This window comes from Roseburia sp. 1XD42-34, assembly GCF_009917385.1.
Taxonomy (GTDB): Bacteria; Bacillota; Bacilli; order Bacillales; family Amphibacillaceae; genus Virgibacillus.
The window spans coordinates 1-16,852 of the sequence record NZ_QWLJ01000055.1; the positions used below are offsets into that span (position 1 = coordinate 1).

The window sequence follows — 16,852 nt, forward strand, 5'->3', positions numbered from 1 at the left end:
TGTGAATGGTAGAGCCTTTAAGCATTTACAACAATTACAACTGGAGTTAGCTGATTACGTCCATTGGTTTAACCATTATCGTATTCATAAAAAACTAAACTATATAACACCTATTTCATTTAAAGAAAATACCTTAAAAAAATTGTCTAGTTAAGTGTTGACATACCACGGAACCGTACGTAGGTGGTGTGAGAGGGGCGGAGGATCACTCAATTTTCCCCTCTACTCGATTATCTAAATATATTAGAATTTCCGTGAATCAACTATCTTAAGGTAAACTTTCACACGCTAATCCATCATTATCATTTCCATCTAATCTATGTGGATCACTTGGTCCAGATGCGTCCATAAACGCCTGGGCTTCAGTTTGGGTAGATAAATCACCACAATCTCGATCAGCACCGGAAGTATCAATAGTTGATGAATCAGATAAAAAGGCTTTGAAAAAGAAAGTAAGTACAGTGGTTCAATAGTTTAAATAAATAGCCCTCATGAAAAGGGTAGTGACCCCACAAAGTTAGAGTTTTTATTATGCAACTGATTGGCTGGCTTGGGTTCGATATTGTATTGGACTTAGACCGGCCAATTTTAGTTTAATTCTTTCGTTATTATAATAATCAATGTAGTTCTCAATTTTTGTTTTTAGCTCATGATAAGGTACTAAATCTTCTCCATAATACATCTCTTGTTTAAGGATCCCAAAGAAATTCTCCATTGCCGCATTATCCGCACAGGTCGCTTTACGTGACATGCTTTGAAAGATTTTATTAATTTTTAATGTCTTTACCCACGCGTTATGTTGATAATGCCAACCTTGATCTGAGTGAACCGTTGTGCGATATTCTGCTTCATTTTTAACGACTTCCAATGCATGATTTAATGGTTCTATAACGAAATCTAATGTTGGTCTATTAGATATACCAAAAGAGATGATTTCGCCATTGTATAAATCCATTATGGGACTCAAAAATAGCTTTTGGTTTTCACTACATTTAAATTCAGTTACATCTGTTACTAATTTTTGAAGACGGATAGATGTATTGAATCTACGTTTCAAACGGTTTTTAGCCACTTTACCAACCGTACCTTTATAGGATTTATAACGAGATTTACGGGTGAATTTCTCACATTTCAACCCCATTTCATTCATTATTCGCTGAACTTTCTTGTGGTTGATTACATAACCTTGAGATCTTAGCTCTAAATAAATGCGACGATATCCGTATTTATCTTCGTGCTTTTCAAAAAGTGCAACGATTTTCCTCTTCCATTCTTTATCTAGATCTTCTTTCTGTAACTGTTTTACATGGTAATGATAAGTCGCCTCTGGCATATCTACTATTTCTAAAACATCTTTTAATTTGAATCCTTTTTCGTTGAGTTCGAATGCCAACGCTGTTTGTGCTTTTCGAGAAAGGCATTCGGGTTCTCTTGAAAAGCGTTTAACTTTTTTAAATAGGCATTCTCTAAGCGCAAAAGTTCAATTTCACGCTCTAATTGTTTTTCTCGTGACATTTCTTTCTTCGGTTTCTGTTTTTTCTTTCTTGACATGGGAGGTCGTCCTTTCGGTTTCTTTTGTAGACCTTCCATCCCTTCTTTCTCAAATGCTTTTTTCCAGTGACTAATGATAGATGGATTGTTTAACCCAAATTCAATTGCTGTATCTTGGAAGGAAGCTCCTGTTCTTTTCCTATAGTGTAATACACTTAGCTTAAATGGAACAGGATAAACTGCCTTTTTCCGTTTCCTTTTGATTTCTTCCATACCAAAAGAATGAAAGGCTCTTACCCACCTTCGAATCACTTTTGTATCAGGTATTTCGTATTTTTTTGCTAATATTCGATATCCAAAGATTCCTTCTAAATATTCTTTGACAACTTTCAATTTAAATTCATCGCTATATTTAGCCATATAAAACACCCCAAACATTAGATTTTTTCTCTAACATTTGGGGTGCAGTACCAAGTGAGGGCTTACATTATAGTCGAGATGGTCCACATTAGATATCATCTAAAAATGATTGAATAAATGGGATGGCTGCCCCCGTGGCAACACTATCTTCTTGTGCTTGGCTAATAGAGATAAAAGGTTCCTTAATCGGAAATGGGCTCTCTTGATGGATTTTATCATGAAGTATTTCGATATCCTGTTCATTTAAGTAAGGGGAAATATGTCCCCCCAGGATAACTTCTCTATTGATGACAAGATGTAGATTGCTTATTGCGAAGGCTAAATGATCTAAAAAGGAATACCATCTTTTGACATAGGAAGATACATCGGAGCGAACCTGTTTGAAGAATATATCTAAAGTTTCTTCCTCTTTTAAAAGTGCGTTTACGGAGGAATAGGTTTCCATGCAGCCTTTTTTCCCACAGTAGCAGGCGGGTCCATTTGGAAGTAATGTCATATGCTCGAAAGTACCACTAAGTCCTTCTTTTCCCATATAAATTTGTCTGTTTATAATAACTGCCCCTCCAAGATGTGGGCCAATGGACAAGTACAAAGCATTCTCTAGATCCTTTCTAACCCACATTTCCTTAAAAGCTGCACATTTCGCATCATGTACAAACATACAGGGATAATCAAGATATTGTGAGAAAACATGAATGTCCAAGCCAGTACAATTTAATATTTTTCCGTACGTAATCTTTTGTCCATCATTTGATGTTAAAGCTTGGATGGCAAAACTGATACCAAGGACCTGTTTCTTAGTCAGTTTGAGAGATTTGATAAACGTTGTTATATAACTACTTAATACTTTGTAATAATGGCTATCGTTAGAATAATGAAACTCCAGCTCTGTTTGTTCAAAAGGATTGCCATACAGATCAATGGCCAAAATACGTACTCTATTTTCCTGGATTTCTACACCTATGCAACTGTATGCTTTAGGAATAGTAGAATAAGCAACGGCAGGCCTGCCAACAGAGGATTGAAAGTAACCATTTTTCTCAATCAAGCTTTCTTTCTCCAAACGAGTTAAATTTCGGGTTACGGTGGGTAAGCTTAACTGAAGTTGATTGGCTATTTCTTGTTTTGAAAGTTTCTCGTTCTGATATAGAAGATGGTACGTTGCGGCGTAATTATTTTTTTGAATATCTTTAATTGTAATATTAGTATCCATGACAATACCTCATTATGAAAAATAGTTTAATAAAAATGATTTGTTTAATGATGCTTAAAACATATCATAAAAGGCAGTGTAATAACAAATGCGAGGAAGGTAACTAGTTTTTTTGCAGTCCTCATCTTTTTCTATATATTGACTATTAAGACAAATACCTATATTATGTAAAGTGATTTTATAAAACTACTTTATATAAGGTGTTTATATAAAGGGGAGGGAAATCAATATGGGGATTATCGAAAAAATGCGCCTCGACGGTAAGAAAATTTTCGTTACTGGTGGCGCTAGGGGAATTGGTAAAACCGTTGCAACCGCTTTCGCTGAAGCGGGAGCAGATGTGGCAATTGTGGACTTGGATTTTGATGAGGCTAAAAAAACGGCAGCAGAAATTGAAGAGAATCAAGAGGTTACAGCCTTCGCTATCAAAGCCGATGTAACTGTACCGGAAGATGTGGATGCAATGATTGAAACATTGGTTGATAGATTCGGTCGGATAGATGTTGCTTTCTGTAATGCTGGTATCTGTATAAATGCCCCGGCTGAAGAAATGTCATTCGAACAATGGAAAAAAGTAATTGATATTAACCTTACAGGTGTCTTTTTAACAGCCCAAGCAGCAGGAAAAATCATGATTAAACAAGGATCTGGATCGATTATTAATACGGCTTCCATGTCAGGCCATATTGTCAATGTGCCACAACCACAAGTTTCATATAATGCTTCAAAGGCTGGCGTCATTCAATTAACAAAATCTCTCGCAGTTGAGTGGGCACCAAAAAATGTACGAGTTAACTGTATTAGTCCTGGATATATTGGAACAGAACTTACGTTAAATTCGCCGAACCTGCAGCCCCTAATTGAACAATGGAATCAAGTAGCACCAATGAAACGCATGGGGAGACCAGAAGAATTGCAATCTATTTGTGTCTATCTTGCAGGGGATACAAGCAGTTTCACAACAGGAGCAGACTTTGTAATAGATGGAGCATTTACTAGTATTTAATGGCATGGATGAATGGTTGAGTTGGCAGACCTAAATTTAATGTGAAGGAGATTATTTATGAACTACCTACTTGGAACAGATATAGGCACTTCAGGCACGAAGACAATTCTAATGGACGTGGAAGGGAATCTTATTGCGCAGGATTTACAGGAGTATGATGTACTGACCCCAAAGCCTTTATGGGCAGAGCAATGGCCGGATGTATGGCTGAATGCAGTTAAAAACTCAATAAAAAATACGGTGCAGAAGTCAGGAGTTTCAGTGGAAAATATTCGAGGAATTGCAATTAGCGGACTCTATGGCGGCTCTGGTATCCCATTGGATGAAAATATGGATCCTGTTCGTCCGTGTATGATTTGGATGGACCGCAGAGCAGAAGAGGAAACGAGGTGGGTATTGGATCATATTGGGAAAGAGAAGCTTTTGGAAATCACTCATAATGGGGCTGACCCATATTACGGATACACAAAAATATTGTGGATGAAAAATCATGAACCGAAAAATTGGGAAAATACGAAACTATTTCTGCCACCAAATGATTATGTCATTTATAAACTGACAGGTGAAATCGCGATTGATTATTCTTCTGCCGGAAATATTGGCGGTATATTTGATATGAATGAACGTACCTGGTCAAAAGAATTGATGGATGCAATGGGGATTCCACTGTCGATGATGCCGCAAAATATTGTTGAATCAACCGATATTGTCGGTGGACTAACAGCTGACATTGCTGCTGAGCTAGGTCTTTCTGAAGGAATGCCAGTCATAGCGAGTGGAATTGATGCGGGGGCTGCAAATATTGGGCTTGGTGTATTTGAATCCGGAGTTTATGCGGCAGCTATTGGTACTTCGATGTGTGCAGCATTGATTTCCGACAAACCAGTAAAAGGCGAGGGTCTGATTGTTTGGCCATATTTGTATGATGCGAAAAGACTATCTTATTATTTCGCCGGTGGAAATACTGCCGGAGCAATTGTGAAATGGTTCCGACAAACGATGTGTGAATTTGAATTGGGAACAGAAAGAAATGGTGGGAAAAATGCTTATGATGTTTTAAATGAGCAGGCAGAAAGCATTCCGGCTGGAAGTGAAGGTTTGATTGTACTTCCTTACTTCATGGGAGAGCGAAGTCCGATTTGGAATTCAGATGCAAAAGGCACCATAATTGGACTTTCCTTAGCACATACAAAGGCACATATGTATCGTGCATTTCTTGAAGCGGTTGCATATTCTCTGAGAGATGCAATGGAAGCGACAGGAGAAAATCTTGGAGAACAAATATTGATTGCCGGTGGTGTTACAAAATCACGCGTATGGAGACAAATCTTTGCGGATGTAACTGGCTATCCAGTCGTCTGTCCAGTACATGATGCGGAAGCAAATATGGGAGATGTCATGCTTGCTGGGATTGGAACAAATCTACTAACCTATGAAGATGTGAAGAAATGGCAAGTCCTAGATGAGAAGATTATGCCAAACCAAGCGAACCATCAAAAATATACGGCCTATTATAAAGCTTATAAATCGGTTTATAAAAATTTAAAACAAGATATGAAAACATTAACAGACCTTTCTAAAATGTAAACGGATCATAGGGATTGCAGCTTGTCCCTATAATCCTTTTCTGTTCCAATACTATCGACTATTTAATTGTATTCCCACCATCAATAACGATATTTTCACCTGTAATGAGGTTTGTTGCGTCACTTGCCAGAAATAGGGCAATTGCTGCAACTTCTTCTGGAAAGCCGAAGCGACCTAAAGGGATTTCTTTTTTTGCCTTTTCCCCTTTTTCTCCAGCCCAGGCTTTCTTCCCGAGTTCCGTTAGAATGACGGTTGGTGAAATTGCATTCACGTTAATATGGAATGGAGCCCATTCTAATGCAAGTACTTTTGTCATTCCAATGACACCTGCTTTACTCGCCCCATATGCAACATGATTTTCTAATGCGATGATTGCTGCCTGGGAGGCGAGGTTAATGACTTTTCCCCCATGTCCTTGTTCGATCATCACATTTGCAACCTTCTGAGACATTTTAAATGTACCTGTTAAGTTAATGTCGATTGTTTTTTGCCAATATTCTTCACAAATGTTCTCTGCATCATCTAATAGAGCAATACCAGCACAGTTTACTAAAATATCAATTTTACCAAAATGTTCTTTTACTGCTTGAACGGCTTTATCCATACTTGCTTCGTTTGTTACATCACATAGAGCACCAAAAGCTTTTATAGCATCTATACTTTTCGCCAAATCGCTTACATTTTCTTTGAGATCTAAAATAGCAACCTTTGCACCTTTTTCAAGGTAAAGTTCAGCAACTGCATTACCAATACCGCTAGCTCCACCTGTAATGATAGCTACTTTATCTGTTATGTTAAAATTTTTGTCAAACCCTTTAAAATCCATGCTATTCCCCTCTTTCATTTGTATAAGCATTGATTGCGCTTTCATGTTAGGGCAGAAGGATGGTTTTGTGAGTATCTTAGAATATATGTAACTGTACCACCCCCCTTTAATTTATTCAGCCACAGTTATCTCGATATTTTTTAATGAAAGTTGATTCCTTATTTCGTGACTAATTGGTTTATCTGTAATTACTTTGTCAATTTGTTCAAATGTCGCAAAGACAGCACTTGATGACGTACCGATTTTTGAGGAGTCAACCAACGCTACTACTTTTGCTGACCTTTTTACGATTTCTCTTTTTAATTGAACTTCATATAAATTAAAGTCTTCCAACCCTTTTTTCAGTGTGAAGCCATTGGCTGAGGTAAACATAATATCGATATTTACGGAATCTAAAATGTCGATTCCAAGTGTCCCTTCAATAGAAGTTGATTTGCTGGTGACGACACCACCAACAAGAATTACTGTGATATCCGGATTTTCTTTTAGTTCCATGGCTGTTTGTAATCCAGTGGTAACAACCGTTAAGCGGAGGTTGGTTTCTTTAATTAACTGTGCAAGCTCAAAGGCTGTAGAACTGGCATCAAGCAGGATACATTGTTTCTCTTCAATCATTTCCAATGCTCGATTAGCAATTTTCATTTTTTCATGTTTATTCTTCTTTTGGCGCACATTGAAACTCGTATCATTTTCTGTTTCATCATTAAGAATAGCGCCACCATGCGTCCGCAAAAGAAGTCCCTCAGTCTCCATCGTATTTAAATCGGAACGTAAGGTTGCTTCTGATACCCCTATTTCAGAAGCGAGTTCTTTCACGGTAACACGCTTTTTCTCCTGTAAGAGATTGATTATTTTATCTCTTCTCTCTGTTACAAACATTTTCATGAGATTTCACCCTTATATAGTTACTGATTTATATTATATTGCATTTTTTAAAGATTTTCTATAAGTATATTCCTTTTAATTTTGTTAATCAACAAACAGAGCATCGTTTTCTTTCGTTTTATTAAATTAATTGTGATAAAAGAACAGAAAAAAATAATTAATGATAAATAATAATAATAATATTGACAAAATGAAAAGCAATGATAAAATGGAAGTATTATTGTAAACGATTTCAAATCAAAAAATTTTAAATTGTTAATTTTCTGATGAAAACTATATTATATAAAAAGGAGAATCGTTATGTTAGAAACAACCGAAAACAAACAAAATCAAGAGATTCCACAAACAATGCAAGCAGTAGTTGCGTACAGCCCAGGAGATTACCGATATGAGGAAGTAACTACTCCAACATTAGAAAATGATCAAGAAATTATCATTAAGGTAGAGGCTTGTGGTATTTGTGCAGGTGATGTTAAAGCATACGACGGAGCACCGAGTTTCTGGGGTGATGAAACACAACCGGCATATATTAAAGCTCCAATGATTCCTGGTCATGAATTCATCGGACGTATTGTCCAAAAAGGAGAATCGGTTACAGATTTTGAAGTTGGAGATCGTGTTATTTCCGAACAAATTGTTCCATGTGAGGAGTGCCGTTTCTGTAAAAGAGGACAATATTGGATGTGTGAAAAACATGATCTGTACGGATTTCAAAATAATGTAAACGGTGGCATGGCTGAGTATATGAAGTTTACGAAGGAAGGTATTAACTATAAAGTACCTGAAGAAATGCCGATTGAACAAGCTATTCTAATTGAACCGTATGCATGCAGCCTGCACGCAGTGGAAAGAGCTAATATCCAATTGGGAGACGTGGTTGTATTATCTGGTGCTGGAACATTAGGACTTGGCATGATTGGTGCAATTAAAAAGTCTGGAGCTGGAAAACTAGTAGTGCTAGATATGAAAGAAGATCGTTTAGAACTTGCTAAGAAATTCGGTGCGGATATTGTAATGAATCCAGCAAAAGTAGATGTCGTACAAGAAATTAAAGATATGACAGAAGGATATGGTTGTGATATTTACATTGAAGCTACTGGACATGGATCATCTGTTGAGCAAGGATTACATGCCATCAGGAAATTAGGCACATTTGTTGAATTCAGTGTATTTAGTGATCCGGTAACTGTTGATTGGAGTATCATTAGCGATCGTAAAGAGCTTGATTTATTAGGTTCCCATTTAGGGCCTTATTGTTACCCATTAGTAATTGAAGGAATTGGTAATGGATATTTCCCAACAGAAGGGGTTGTCACACACCAACTACCATTAGAAGAATTTGAAAAAGGCTTTGAATTAATGAAAAAAGGGGACAAATCTTTGAAAGTTATCTTAAAACCTTAATAACACCCGTTTACTCGAAACAGGGGAGGGAGAAATAACATGAATGATTTGAGTCAGAATGGAACGTTTTTAGATAAAATTGGTATCCCTTCAAACTTGGCATGGGGGTACTTCGGGGTACTAATTTTTATGATGGGTGATGGTCTGGAACTTGCATGGATCAGTCCATATCTGGTTGATCAAGGCCTTACCGTTCAACAAACAGCAGTACTAACAACATCCTACGGGGTAACGATAGCCATAGCGGCTTGGTTTTCCGGGGTTTTAGTAGAGGCGATTGGACCTAGAAAGACGATGTTAATGGGGGTAGCTCTTTACATTATCGGTCATTCGTTATTCGTAGGACTGGCCATACCCAACTTGAATTTTGAATTAATGATCCCTACCTATGCATTAAGAGGATTTGGTTACCCATTATTTGCGTATGCATTTTTAGTATGGATTACATATAGGGCACCTCAACATATGTTAGGGAAAGCTGTAGGATGGTTTTGGTTTGTATTTACTGGCGGGTTAGCTGTACTGGGAGCATTCTATTCCAGTTGGTCTATTGAAGCTTTTGGACATATTCCAACCCTATGGAGTGCAATTATATGGGTTCTGATTGGAGCATTCTTTGCTCTCGTCGTAAACCGTGACAAATTTGAACTTGAAGAAAAAGTAAAGGAAGGTAATACATCTAAACTTAAAGAGTTAATAAATGGAATAACCATTGTTAAAAGAGAACCAAAGGTAGGCATCGCAGGAATTGTCCGTGTGATTAACCAATCTTCACAATACGCTTTTCCTTTATTCCTGCCACTTTATTTAGCAGATTACGGAATAGAAACAATCGTATGGTTAAATATATGGGGAACGATTTTCATTTCAAATATTGTATTTAACCTAATATTCGGTTATCTCGGTGATAAATTAGGGTGGAGAAATACGGTCACATGGTTCGGAGCAGTCGGTTGCGGTGTCTTTACACTTATGCTCTTTTACACGCCGCAAATCTTTGTAGGAAATGTTGTTCTTGTAGCAATTATTGGAATGCTTTGGGGAGCTTGTATTGCAGGATTTGTACCGCTCTCAGCACTAACACCATCATTAGTTGGAGATGGTGACAAAGGTGCAGCAATGTCAATCCTAAATCTTGGAGCAGGTTTATGTGTGTTCGTTGGTCCTGCGCTCGTTGCATTGTTCTTCAATTTAGTAGGTTCTGTAGGGCTAGTATGGATTTTAGCAGGTTTATACTTTATTGCAGCTGTCTTAACTAGGTTACTGAAATTACCATCCGAGGAATCAGATAAAAAAGCAGTAAAAGAGAAATTAAGTACGGTGAGTTAATTGTTCCAATCAATATAGCCCTCATGAATTGAGGGCTACTATTCATTATTGAAAGTCCTTAATAAATAAAATAGTAGATAGTTGATTTTGTAAACAAACGATTATAAAAGGAGTATAGCAACTATGAAAAAGTTAATAAACAATCCGCAGAATGTCGTTGAAGAAATGGTAGAAGGTTACGTAAAAGCACATCCTAATCATATTAAGCAATTGCCAGAAAATGATAGAGCGCTCGTAACAAACAGAACTACAAAAGATGGAAAGGTAGGCGTGCTAATAGGTGGGGGTTCAGGCCATGAACCAGGATTCCTTGGATATGTTGGTGATGGAATGGCAGATGGTGTTGCAGTAGGCAATATTTTTGCATCTCCTTCGCCCGACCCAATCCTGGAAGTAACAAAAGCAATCGATAAAGGAGCAGGCGTTGTCTACCTATATGGAAATTATGCTGGAGATGTCATGAACTTTGGAATGGCTGCTGAAATGGCTGATTTGGAAGAGGATATCCAAGTTGGGATGGCTTTAGCAACAGACGATGTAGCTTCTGCACCGAAAGAAGAAAAAGAAAAACGACGTGGTATTGCTGGAGAATTCTTTATTTATAAAGCGACAGGAGCGGCTGCAGATTTTGGCTACAATTTAGCAGATGTTGTTCGAGTGGCGAGAAAAGCAAACGAAAATACTCGTTCCATGGGGGTTGGACTATCTCCATGTTATCTTCCGCAAACTGGTAAACCTAGTTTTGAAATTGGAGAAGATGAGATGGAAATTGGATTAGGTCATCATGGTGAACAAGGTATTGAAAAAGGACCAATTCAGTCAGCTGATGCGGTAGCAGATCGTCTTGTAAATGATATTTTAGCAGATATTGAGATTAATAAAGGTGAGAAGGTTGCTGTTCTTGTTAATGGACTGGGAGCTACACCTAGAATGGATTTATATATTGTATACAGAAGAGTCGAACAAATTTTGAGTGAATTAGGTATTGAAATATATCGCTCCTATGTAGGGGATTACATTACTTCATTGGAAATGGGCGGCGTCTCTGTAACCTTAATGAAATTGGATGAGGAATTAGAGAAAACGATTGATCATCCTGTTGATTGTCCGATGTTTGTTCAAAAATAAGTTAACTTATGAGGTTAACTATATGAGGAGGAATTAAAATGGAATTTACAGCAAAAGATTTTAGAGATTACTTCAAAGTAATTGTCGATATGATAGAAGAACAGAAAGATTATCTATGTGAACTTGATCGTAAATTAGGTGACGGGGATCATGGTGTAACAATGTCAATTGGATGGCAGGCAATCGGTAAAAAATTAGATAATGAACTAGCTGATGAAGAAGACAGTGCAAAATTGAATATCACAGTTGGAAAAACATTTCTAAGTGCGGTCGGTTCATCTGTTGGTCCGTTATATGCAACAGGATTCATGAGAGGTGCGAAAGCCATTAAGAATAAGCCGGTACTTCATGATAGTGATTTGAAAGATTACTGGGTTGCGTTTGGAAATGGTATACAGGAGCGGGGTCAAGCAGAAGTTGGCGACAAAACAATGATAGATACACTCATTCCTTTCGTTGACGGGCTTGAAAAAAGTTTCAGTGAATCACAAAATTTTCTTGATGCATTCAATAAGGCTGTCGTTGCTGGTGAAAAAGGTATGAAGTCTACGAAAGATATTATTTCTAAACGAGGCCGTTCCAGTCGGCTAGGAGAAAGATCTGTTGGAGCTCAAGACCCTGGTGCTACTTCGGCCTACTTAATTATATCTACTTTTCTAGAATTTGTAGAACAACGTATTGAAAAGGTTAGTTAATTTCAAGACAAATTAAAGAAAGAAGAATCAGAAGCAGACATTTCTGGTTCTTTTTTGAAAACGAAAATATAAATCGATAAAAAAAGAAAACGAAAATTAATGATAAAAAATGAAAACAAATAATTGAATAAAGACAATAATAGTATTAAAATGAAAATATACAAAAGGAAATGAAAATTAGGAGGGCTATTTGTGAAAATAGGTATTGGTAGCGATAATAACGGATTTGAATTCAAAGAAGTCATTAAAAAATTTATCGAAGAAACAACAGATCACGAGATAATCGATTATGGTTGCTACAATGATGATGCAATAGATTATCCAGATGTAGCATTTGAAGTTGCACAGGCGATTAGTGAAGAAAAGCTGGAGCGGGGCATTTTAATCTGTGGTACTGGTATCGGGGTTGCGATTGCTGCTAATAAATATCCTGGTATTCGCGCTGCACTTGCACATGATACTTATTCCGCAGAGAGAGCTCAATTAAGTAATAATGCACAAATCATCACGATGGGCGCACAAATCATTGGTTATGAGGTAGGAAAAAAAGTTGTTGAAGCCTATTTGAATTTTACATGGGCTGAAGGGTCTGCTCGTAAAGTAAATAAAATTACGGAAAAAGAAAAGGAATTCGTCGGCAAAACGTTTGAAGAAGTAACTGGAAATGCATGCATTTAAAACAAGGGGGGAGTATCTAATGCAACATTTAGTACTAGATTTTCTGAAAGTAACAGAATCAGCTGCAATCGCTTCATTACCTTGGGTTGGTAGTGGCGATAAAATTGCGGCTGATGACGCTGCCACTAGTACAATGAGAAGACAGTTTAACCAAATACAGATGAATGGTACGGTTGTTATTGGTGAAGGAGAAATTGATGAAGCACCGATGCTTTACATTGGTGAAAAGCTTGGTACGAACAGCGGACCTGAGGTGGATATTGCAGTTGACCCGATTGAAGGAACCACCCCTACTGTTAATGGACAGGGGAATGCAATAACCGTTTTAGCAGTAGCACCAAAGGGAAGCCTTTTACATGCTCCAGATATGTATATGAGTAAATTAGCCGTTGGCCCAAAAGCAGCAGGGAAAATTAATATTAAAGCTCCCCTAGAGGAAAATATGAAAGCAGTAGCGAAAGCAAATGGAAAAGATATAAGTGAGTTAACTATTCTTATTCAAGATCGATCTCGTCATGAGGAATATATTAATACGATAAGAAAAGCTGGTGCAAAAGTATTTTTATTCAATAATAATGATGTGATGTCCGCAATCTCGACATGTATTGAAAGTGCTAATATTGACATGATGGTTGGAGTTGGTGGGGCTCCTGAAGGTGTAATTGGGGCGGTTGCATTGAAATGTCTGGGAGGCGAAATGCAGGCTCAACTTTTACCTCGGAATGAGAATGAAAAATTAAGGTGTATCGAAATGGGCATAGCCGATCATTCACTCCCATTAAGTCATAAGTAATTAGTAGATTCAGACGATTGTATTTTTGCCGCAACAGGGATCACAAATAATCTCTTCTTAAATGGTATTAAAATAGAGGACGGAAGTTATCGTACCCATTCGCTTCTATTAAATGGAAAAGACAAGCAGTTACATTTTATAGAAAGTGTACACAAACAATTGGAAAGGGTTATTCATTAATTAGAGATATTAGTGTACGCGTATAGGGCCCCTTGAGCTAATGAAAAGATGTTTTAAAATTTAAATGTTTATTTTTAGAATGGTTATCGTTTGTCTGCCTAAGATTGTTGAAACCTACAGCTCAGTTCTGTGGGTTTTTGGCATTTAGCAGCGGGAAAATGATCATAGACTTTGGCGATATAGTAAGGAGAGTACCTCTCAATTCGAGGGTCAATAGAGATAGGTGTTTTACGTGTATACCACTAACGTCTTTTGTTCCGTCTTGCCCTACTAGGATTGGTCTGAGACAATCAGCAAGTTTATTGAATTAAAATAGAAATATCAATTTCATTTCGGATGATTTTGTTTGACTATAACTTCCCCTTACAACATATAATTATGTTTTTTAAAGGTGAGGAAGCAAAGACGGCTGTATATCGATCCTATATAATAATGGGTGAGGTCGAATCTCAACTAAGACAAACGGGCGTTGTCATGGAAAAAGGTATTTAACAAAATTGTGCAAGAATTAGCGCTGGGAGGAATTCATATTTATAAATATTATATAGCATTTACAGCGATTCTTGTCCTGTTTATTTCAGGGTGTAGCTCACCCAATCAGATTAGCAATAGTGATCTAGAAAAATATGACGTGGAAAAGAAAATAGACGAAAGTATGCAAGGCGATTTTGTTTTTCGGCTTGTCAGTGATGAGAAAGAGTATGAAGCAGGGGATGACGTGAAATTATATGGCGAAATAACTTATGTAGGGGATAAAGATGAGGTTAATATCCATCATTCATCATCTGCTATTCTTTTTCCAATGGAAGAAAAGGTACGAGGGTTTGACATTGGATATGTTGTAAAGGAAATCGGGATGTCAACTATGCTTAAACAGGGAGAGCCTTACCGAGAAGAATACAGGAAAAGTGGGAACTATGTAGAAGACGCACCCATTGATTATGAGAAGTTTATGAAAAAATTTTCTGAAATGGAGGGTTTTCCTCCAGGATACTATGTTGTCAATGGTGAGACAGATTTTTCCTTAGAAGGTCAAGAAAGAATATTAATGAAAGCGACAATAGATTTTAAAGTTGGCGAATAGTATCTGTAAGTTTAACTAACAGACGTTGATAGTTAAAGCAAAATTTTTAGCTCAACTTTTGTCTTTCAAACAAGTCTATGCTTGATTGAACCTTTATATACAAATTGTTATTGATATTACACCATAAAAAGATGAGCTTCGTTTTTAAAAGCTAAATCGCTTTAAAAAACTTATTGAGCGGCAATTTATATTTGATATAATAATAAGGACTTTTGTAGCTTTGAGGAGTGATTCATATTTTATTAGTTTCTTTTAAATTCATTGCTTTCTAGGGGACGATGCTGATGCCAGTGATGAATAATGACGCCTACTAGTGGGATGTGGCGTTGTCCGCATCACAGTGGTTGATACAAACATATAAAGTCAACAGAGGTTCGGATCAAAGGACGGAATATGCCTTTGTGAAGCTGGAACTAGAAGTAATCGTTCATACAGTAAAACGGTGAATCGGTCTCTCTTATTCAAAGCCTGGAACTGCTTTACGCAGAAAAACAAACGGAACCCTTTTCTCCATAGGTGAAAAAATTCATCTTGGAGGAAAGCAAATGAGTAGAAAATTAGAGAATACTTCTTTTCAATGTGAAAAGTGTGGTGCCGAAGTGGTAGCATTGACAAATGGTAGTTATCGAAATCATTGTCCTTATTGTTTATACTCTAAACATGTGGATAATAATCCTGGTGATCGTTTAAGCGAATGTAAAGGACTTATGAAACCAATAGCCTTAGATTACGCTGCTAAAAAGGGCTATCAAATAATTCACCAATGTATAAAATGCAAGAAAACACAAAAGAACAAAGTAGCAATAGATACTATACAAGCAGATAATATTATTCAATTTGTGTATCAGTTACAAGGAAAATAAAGTTACAAAAGTTAAAGCGTTCTAATTTCAAACATTAGAACGCTTATTATTCGCTTTGTTCTAGATAACGAGCTCTTTTTGTAGATCTATTTTTTGTTTTGAAGCGGTTTGGATAAGATCGCAGAGAGCATCTAAGTGATCAATTAGCTAGAAATCTGACTAAGATGACGAGTGTCGGAAATAAGAAATTAATCCACCCAAAATGAAACCGATAGTGGCGAGGAGCAGGATGTCTCCTCCGTTGCAAAAGGATTGTATACGACGAGAAGGATCTTGTAAACCATCAAAGATTGGTGGCAAATTTAACAAACGAATAAAGGCATATAACATAATTAATTGCCAACTTATTAGGACTGCATCATGAAGAATTCGTTTTTGTCGCTCATCTTCTTTTGAAATTCCTGAAATAGAGTCACCCGATAATCTTATTATCAAAACCATTGCCGTAAATATAATTACTCCAAAACTAATAACTAAAAAACCCTCCATATAATCACCCTTTGTTTTTTTTATTTTTTCTGTATTTAAAAAGTGAATCCACAGTAGTTCCTAATGCATTAGCAATACCAAAAGCTAATTCTAAACTTGGATCATATTTATCATTTTCAACAGCATTGATGGTTTGTCTGCTTACGCTACATATTTGAGCTAGTTCTCCTTGTGAAATACCTCGCCCTTCCCTCAATTTTTTAATATTGTATTTCAAAGTACCACCTCTTTTACGTTTGGTGTCAAAAACCTTTTACAGGTAAAATAATAAACCAATTTGTTCCGCCTGCCATGTAATATGTCTAAGGCCTACATAGATGTAAGGGTGGGTTGTGCTAGTTAGAAGCTCTAATGTACTTGTTGTTCATGTGATTGGCAAAATAATCTATGATAAAATTTATTTATTAGATTTTCCCTCGAAATTTACGTGTCTTATACATTTATTTTAAACAGAAAAATAGTATTAATTAGTACAAGTGCATATCTATGGTAAATAATTACATATATAAAATATAAACAATACTATCTTAATAGTGACTTAATGTCATTTGTATAATGTTTTTAACGTGTAGAACGGAGGAGATAAATTATAGAAAAAAAGCAATTGAGGTTTCTAGGAGCGTTGTGAAATTGACATGAAAACAATGGTTAGTTAGAGCTAGAATATACTTAGTTAGGAAAAGGTGAAAATACATTATTAAAAAGTCACTAGCGTTGCATAAAAAGTAATGCTTCAAGTCAAGCGCTAATTATCCATTTGAGGCATAGATGACATAATTTT

Annotated in this window: 17 protein-coding genes and 2 pseudogenes; 11 read left to right on the forward strand and 8 right to left on the reverse strand. The window is 36.7% G+C overall.

What is annotated here, in order from left to right:
- Nucleotide 1 precedes the first annotated feature (1 nt).
- Entirely contained in the window at nt 2-154 is a 153-nt protein-coding gene (locus tag D1839_RS21470) for an IS3 family transposase (RefSeq protein ID WP_120381326.1), read from the forward strand.
- Nucleotides 155-268: 114 nt separating this feature from the next.
- Here D1839_RS21470 and D1839_RS21475 read toward each other — a convergent pair whose 3' ends face one another.
- From D1839_RS21475 to D1839_RS18795, 4 genes and pseudogenes are all read right to left on the reverse strand, one after another.
- Nucleotides 269-415 carry an excalibur calcium-binding domain-containing protein gene (locus D1839_RS21475; protein ID WP_120381327.1) on the reverse strand — a complete coding sequence of 49 codons (147 nt, stop codon included), beginning with the start codon at nt 413-415 and terminating at the stop codon, nt 269-271.
- Nucleotides 416-529: 114 nt separating this feature from the next.
- Nucleotides 530-1,399, reverse strand: a pseudogene (locus D1839_RS18785) (IS3 family transposase); the annotation flags it as partial.
- Complete coding sequence (locus D1839_RS18790; protein WP_330585606.1) at nt 1,357-1,929, reverse strand: transposase; 573 nt, start codon at nt 1,927-1,929, stop codon at nt 1,357-1,359. The pseudogene D1839_RS18785 and the gene D1839_RS18790, both read right to left, overlap by 43 nt.
- Before the next feature lie 70 nt (nt 1,930-1,999).
- Nucleotides 2,000-3,124 (reverse strand): ROK family transcriptional regulator, encoded by a 1,125-nt coding sequence (locus tag D1839_RS18795; protein WP_120381330.1) that lies wholly within the window; start codon nt 3,122-3,124, stop codon nt 2,000-2,002.
- Nucleotides 3,125-3,353: 229 nt separating this feature from the next.
- Here D1839_RS18795 and D1839_RS18800 point away from each other — a divergent pair, with 229 nt between their 5' ends.
- Nucleotides 3,354-4,130 carry an SDR family oxidoreductase gene (locus D1839_RS18800; RefSeq protein ID WP_120381331.1) on the forward strand — a complete coding sequence of 259 codons (777 nt, stop codon included), beginning with the start codon at nt 3,354-3,356 and terminating at the stop codon, nt 4,128-4,130.
- Nucleotides 4,131-4,187: 57 nt separating this feature from the next.
- Nucleotides 4,188-5,717 carry an FGGY-family carbohydrate kinase gene (locus D1839_RS18805; RefSeq protein ID WP_120381332.1) on the forward strand — a complete coding sequence of 510 codons (1,530 nt, stop codon included), beginning with the start codon at nt 4,188-4,190 and terminating at the stop codon, nt 5,715-5,717.
- A gap of 58 nt (nt 5,718-5,775) precedes the next feature.
- On the opposite strand, the gene D1839_RS18810 is transcribed toward D1839_RS18805, so the two are convergent.
- Both D1839_RS18810 and D1839_RS18815 read right to left on the reverse strand, forming a co-directional pair.
- Nucleotides 5,776-6,543, reverse strand: coding sequence for an SDR family oxidoreductase (locus tag D1839_RS18810; protein WP_120381333.1), 768 nt, complete (start codon nt 6,541-6,543; stop codon nt 5,776-5,778).
- A gap of 111 nt (nt 6,544-6,654) precedes the next feature.
- The gene (locus D1839_RS18815) at nt 6,655-7,428 is read right to left on the reverse strand and encodes a DeoR/GlpR family DNA-binding transcription regulator (RefSeq protein WP_120381334.1); all 774 of its coding nucleotides are present in this window, start codon (nt 7,426-7,428) and stop codon (nt 6,655-6,657) included.
- A gap of 300 nt (nt 7,429-7,728) precedes the next feature.
- On the opposite strand from D1839_RS18815, the gene D1839_RS18820 reads away from it, so the two are divergent.
- The 8 genes and pseudogenes from D1839_RS18820 to D1839_RS18855 all read left to right on the forward strand — a co-directional run bounded on the left by D1839_RS18820 (nt 7,729) and on the right by D1839_RS18855 (nt 15,582).
- Nucleotides 7,729-8,832 carry an MDR/zinc-dependent alcohol dehydrogenase-like family protein gene (locus D1839_RS18820; protein ID WP_120381335.1) on the forward strand — a complete coding sequence of 368 codons (1,104 nt, stop codon included), beginning with the start codon at nt 7,729-7,731 and terminating at the stop codon, nt 8,830-8,832.
- Between the two features lie 39 nt (nt 8,833-8,871).
- Nucleotides 8,872-10,161 carry an MFS transporter gene (locus tag D1839_RS18825; protein WP_120381336.1) on the forward strand — a complete coding sequence of 430 codons (1,290 nt, stop codon included), beginning with the start codon at nt 8,872-8,874 and terminating at the stop codon, nt 10,159-10,161.
- Between the two features lie 123 nt (nt 10,162-10,284).
- The gene (locus D1839_RS18830; protein WP_120381337.1) at nt 10,285-11,289 is read left to right on the forward strand and encodes a dihydroxyacetone kinase subunit DhaK; all 1,005 of its coding nucleotides are present in this window, start codon (nt 10,285-10,287) and stop codon (nt 11,287-11,289) included.
- A gap of 38 nt (nt 11,290-11,327) precedes the next feature.
- The gene (dhaL, locus tag D1839_RS18835; protein WP_120381338.1) at nt 11,328-11,984 is read left to right on the forward strand and encodes a dihydroxyacetone kinase subunit DhaL; all 657 of its coding nucleotides are present in this window, start codon (nt 11,328-11,330) and stop codon (nt 11,982-11,984) included.
- A 192-nt stretch (nt 11,985-12,176) separates the two neighbouring features.
- A complete protein-coding gene (gene rpiB, locus D1839_RS18840; RefSeq protein ID WP_120381339.1) occupies nt 12,177-12,662 on the forward strand; it encodes a ribose 5-phosphate isomerase B in 486 nt (161 codons plus the stop codon).
- Between the two features lie 19 nt (nt 12,663-12,681).
- Nucleotides 12,682-13,635 (forward strand): annotated as a pseudogene (gene glpX / locus D1839_RS18845) (class II fructose-bisphosphatase).
- Between the two features lie 469 nt (nt 13,636-14,104).
- Nucleotides 14,105-14,719, forward strand: coding sequence for a hypothetical protein (locus D1839_RS18850; protein WP_120381340.1), 615 nt, complete (start codon nt 14,105-14,107; stop codon nt 14,717-14,719).
- Between the two features lie 545 nt (nt 14,720-15,264).
- Nucleotides 15,265-15,582: an RNHCP domain-containing protein gene (locus D1839_RS18855; RefSeq protein WP_120381341.1), complete on the forward strand. Its 318-nt coding sequence runs from the start codon at nt 15,265-15,267 to the stop codon at nt 15,580-15,582.
- Nucleotides 15,583-15,741: 159 nt separating this feature from the next.
- On the opposite strand, the gene D1839_RS18860 is transcribed toward D1839_RS18855, so the two are convergent.
- Together D1839_RS18860 and D1839_RS18865 are read right to left on the reverse strand one after the other, a co-directional pair.
- A complete protein-coding gene (locus D1839_RS18860) occupies nt 15,742-16,071 on the reverse strand; it encodes a hypothetical protein (protein ID WP_120381342.1) in 330 nt (109 codons plus the stop codon).
- 4 nt (nt 16,072-16,075) lie between these two features.
- A complete protein-coding gene (locus D1839_RS18865) occupies nt 16,076-16,288 on the reverse strand; it encodes a helix-turn-helix transcriptional regulator (RefSeq protein WP_120381343.1) in 213 nt (70 codons plus the stop codon).
- Between the last annotated feature and the right edge of the window lie 564 nt (nt 16,289-16,852).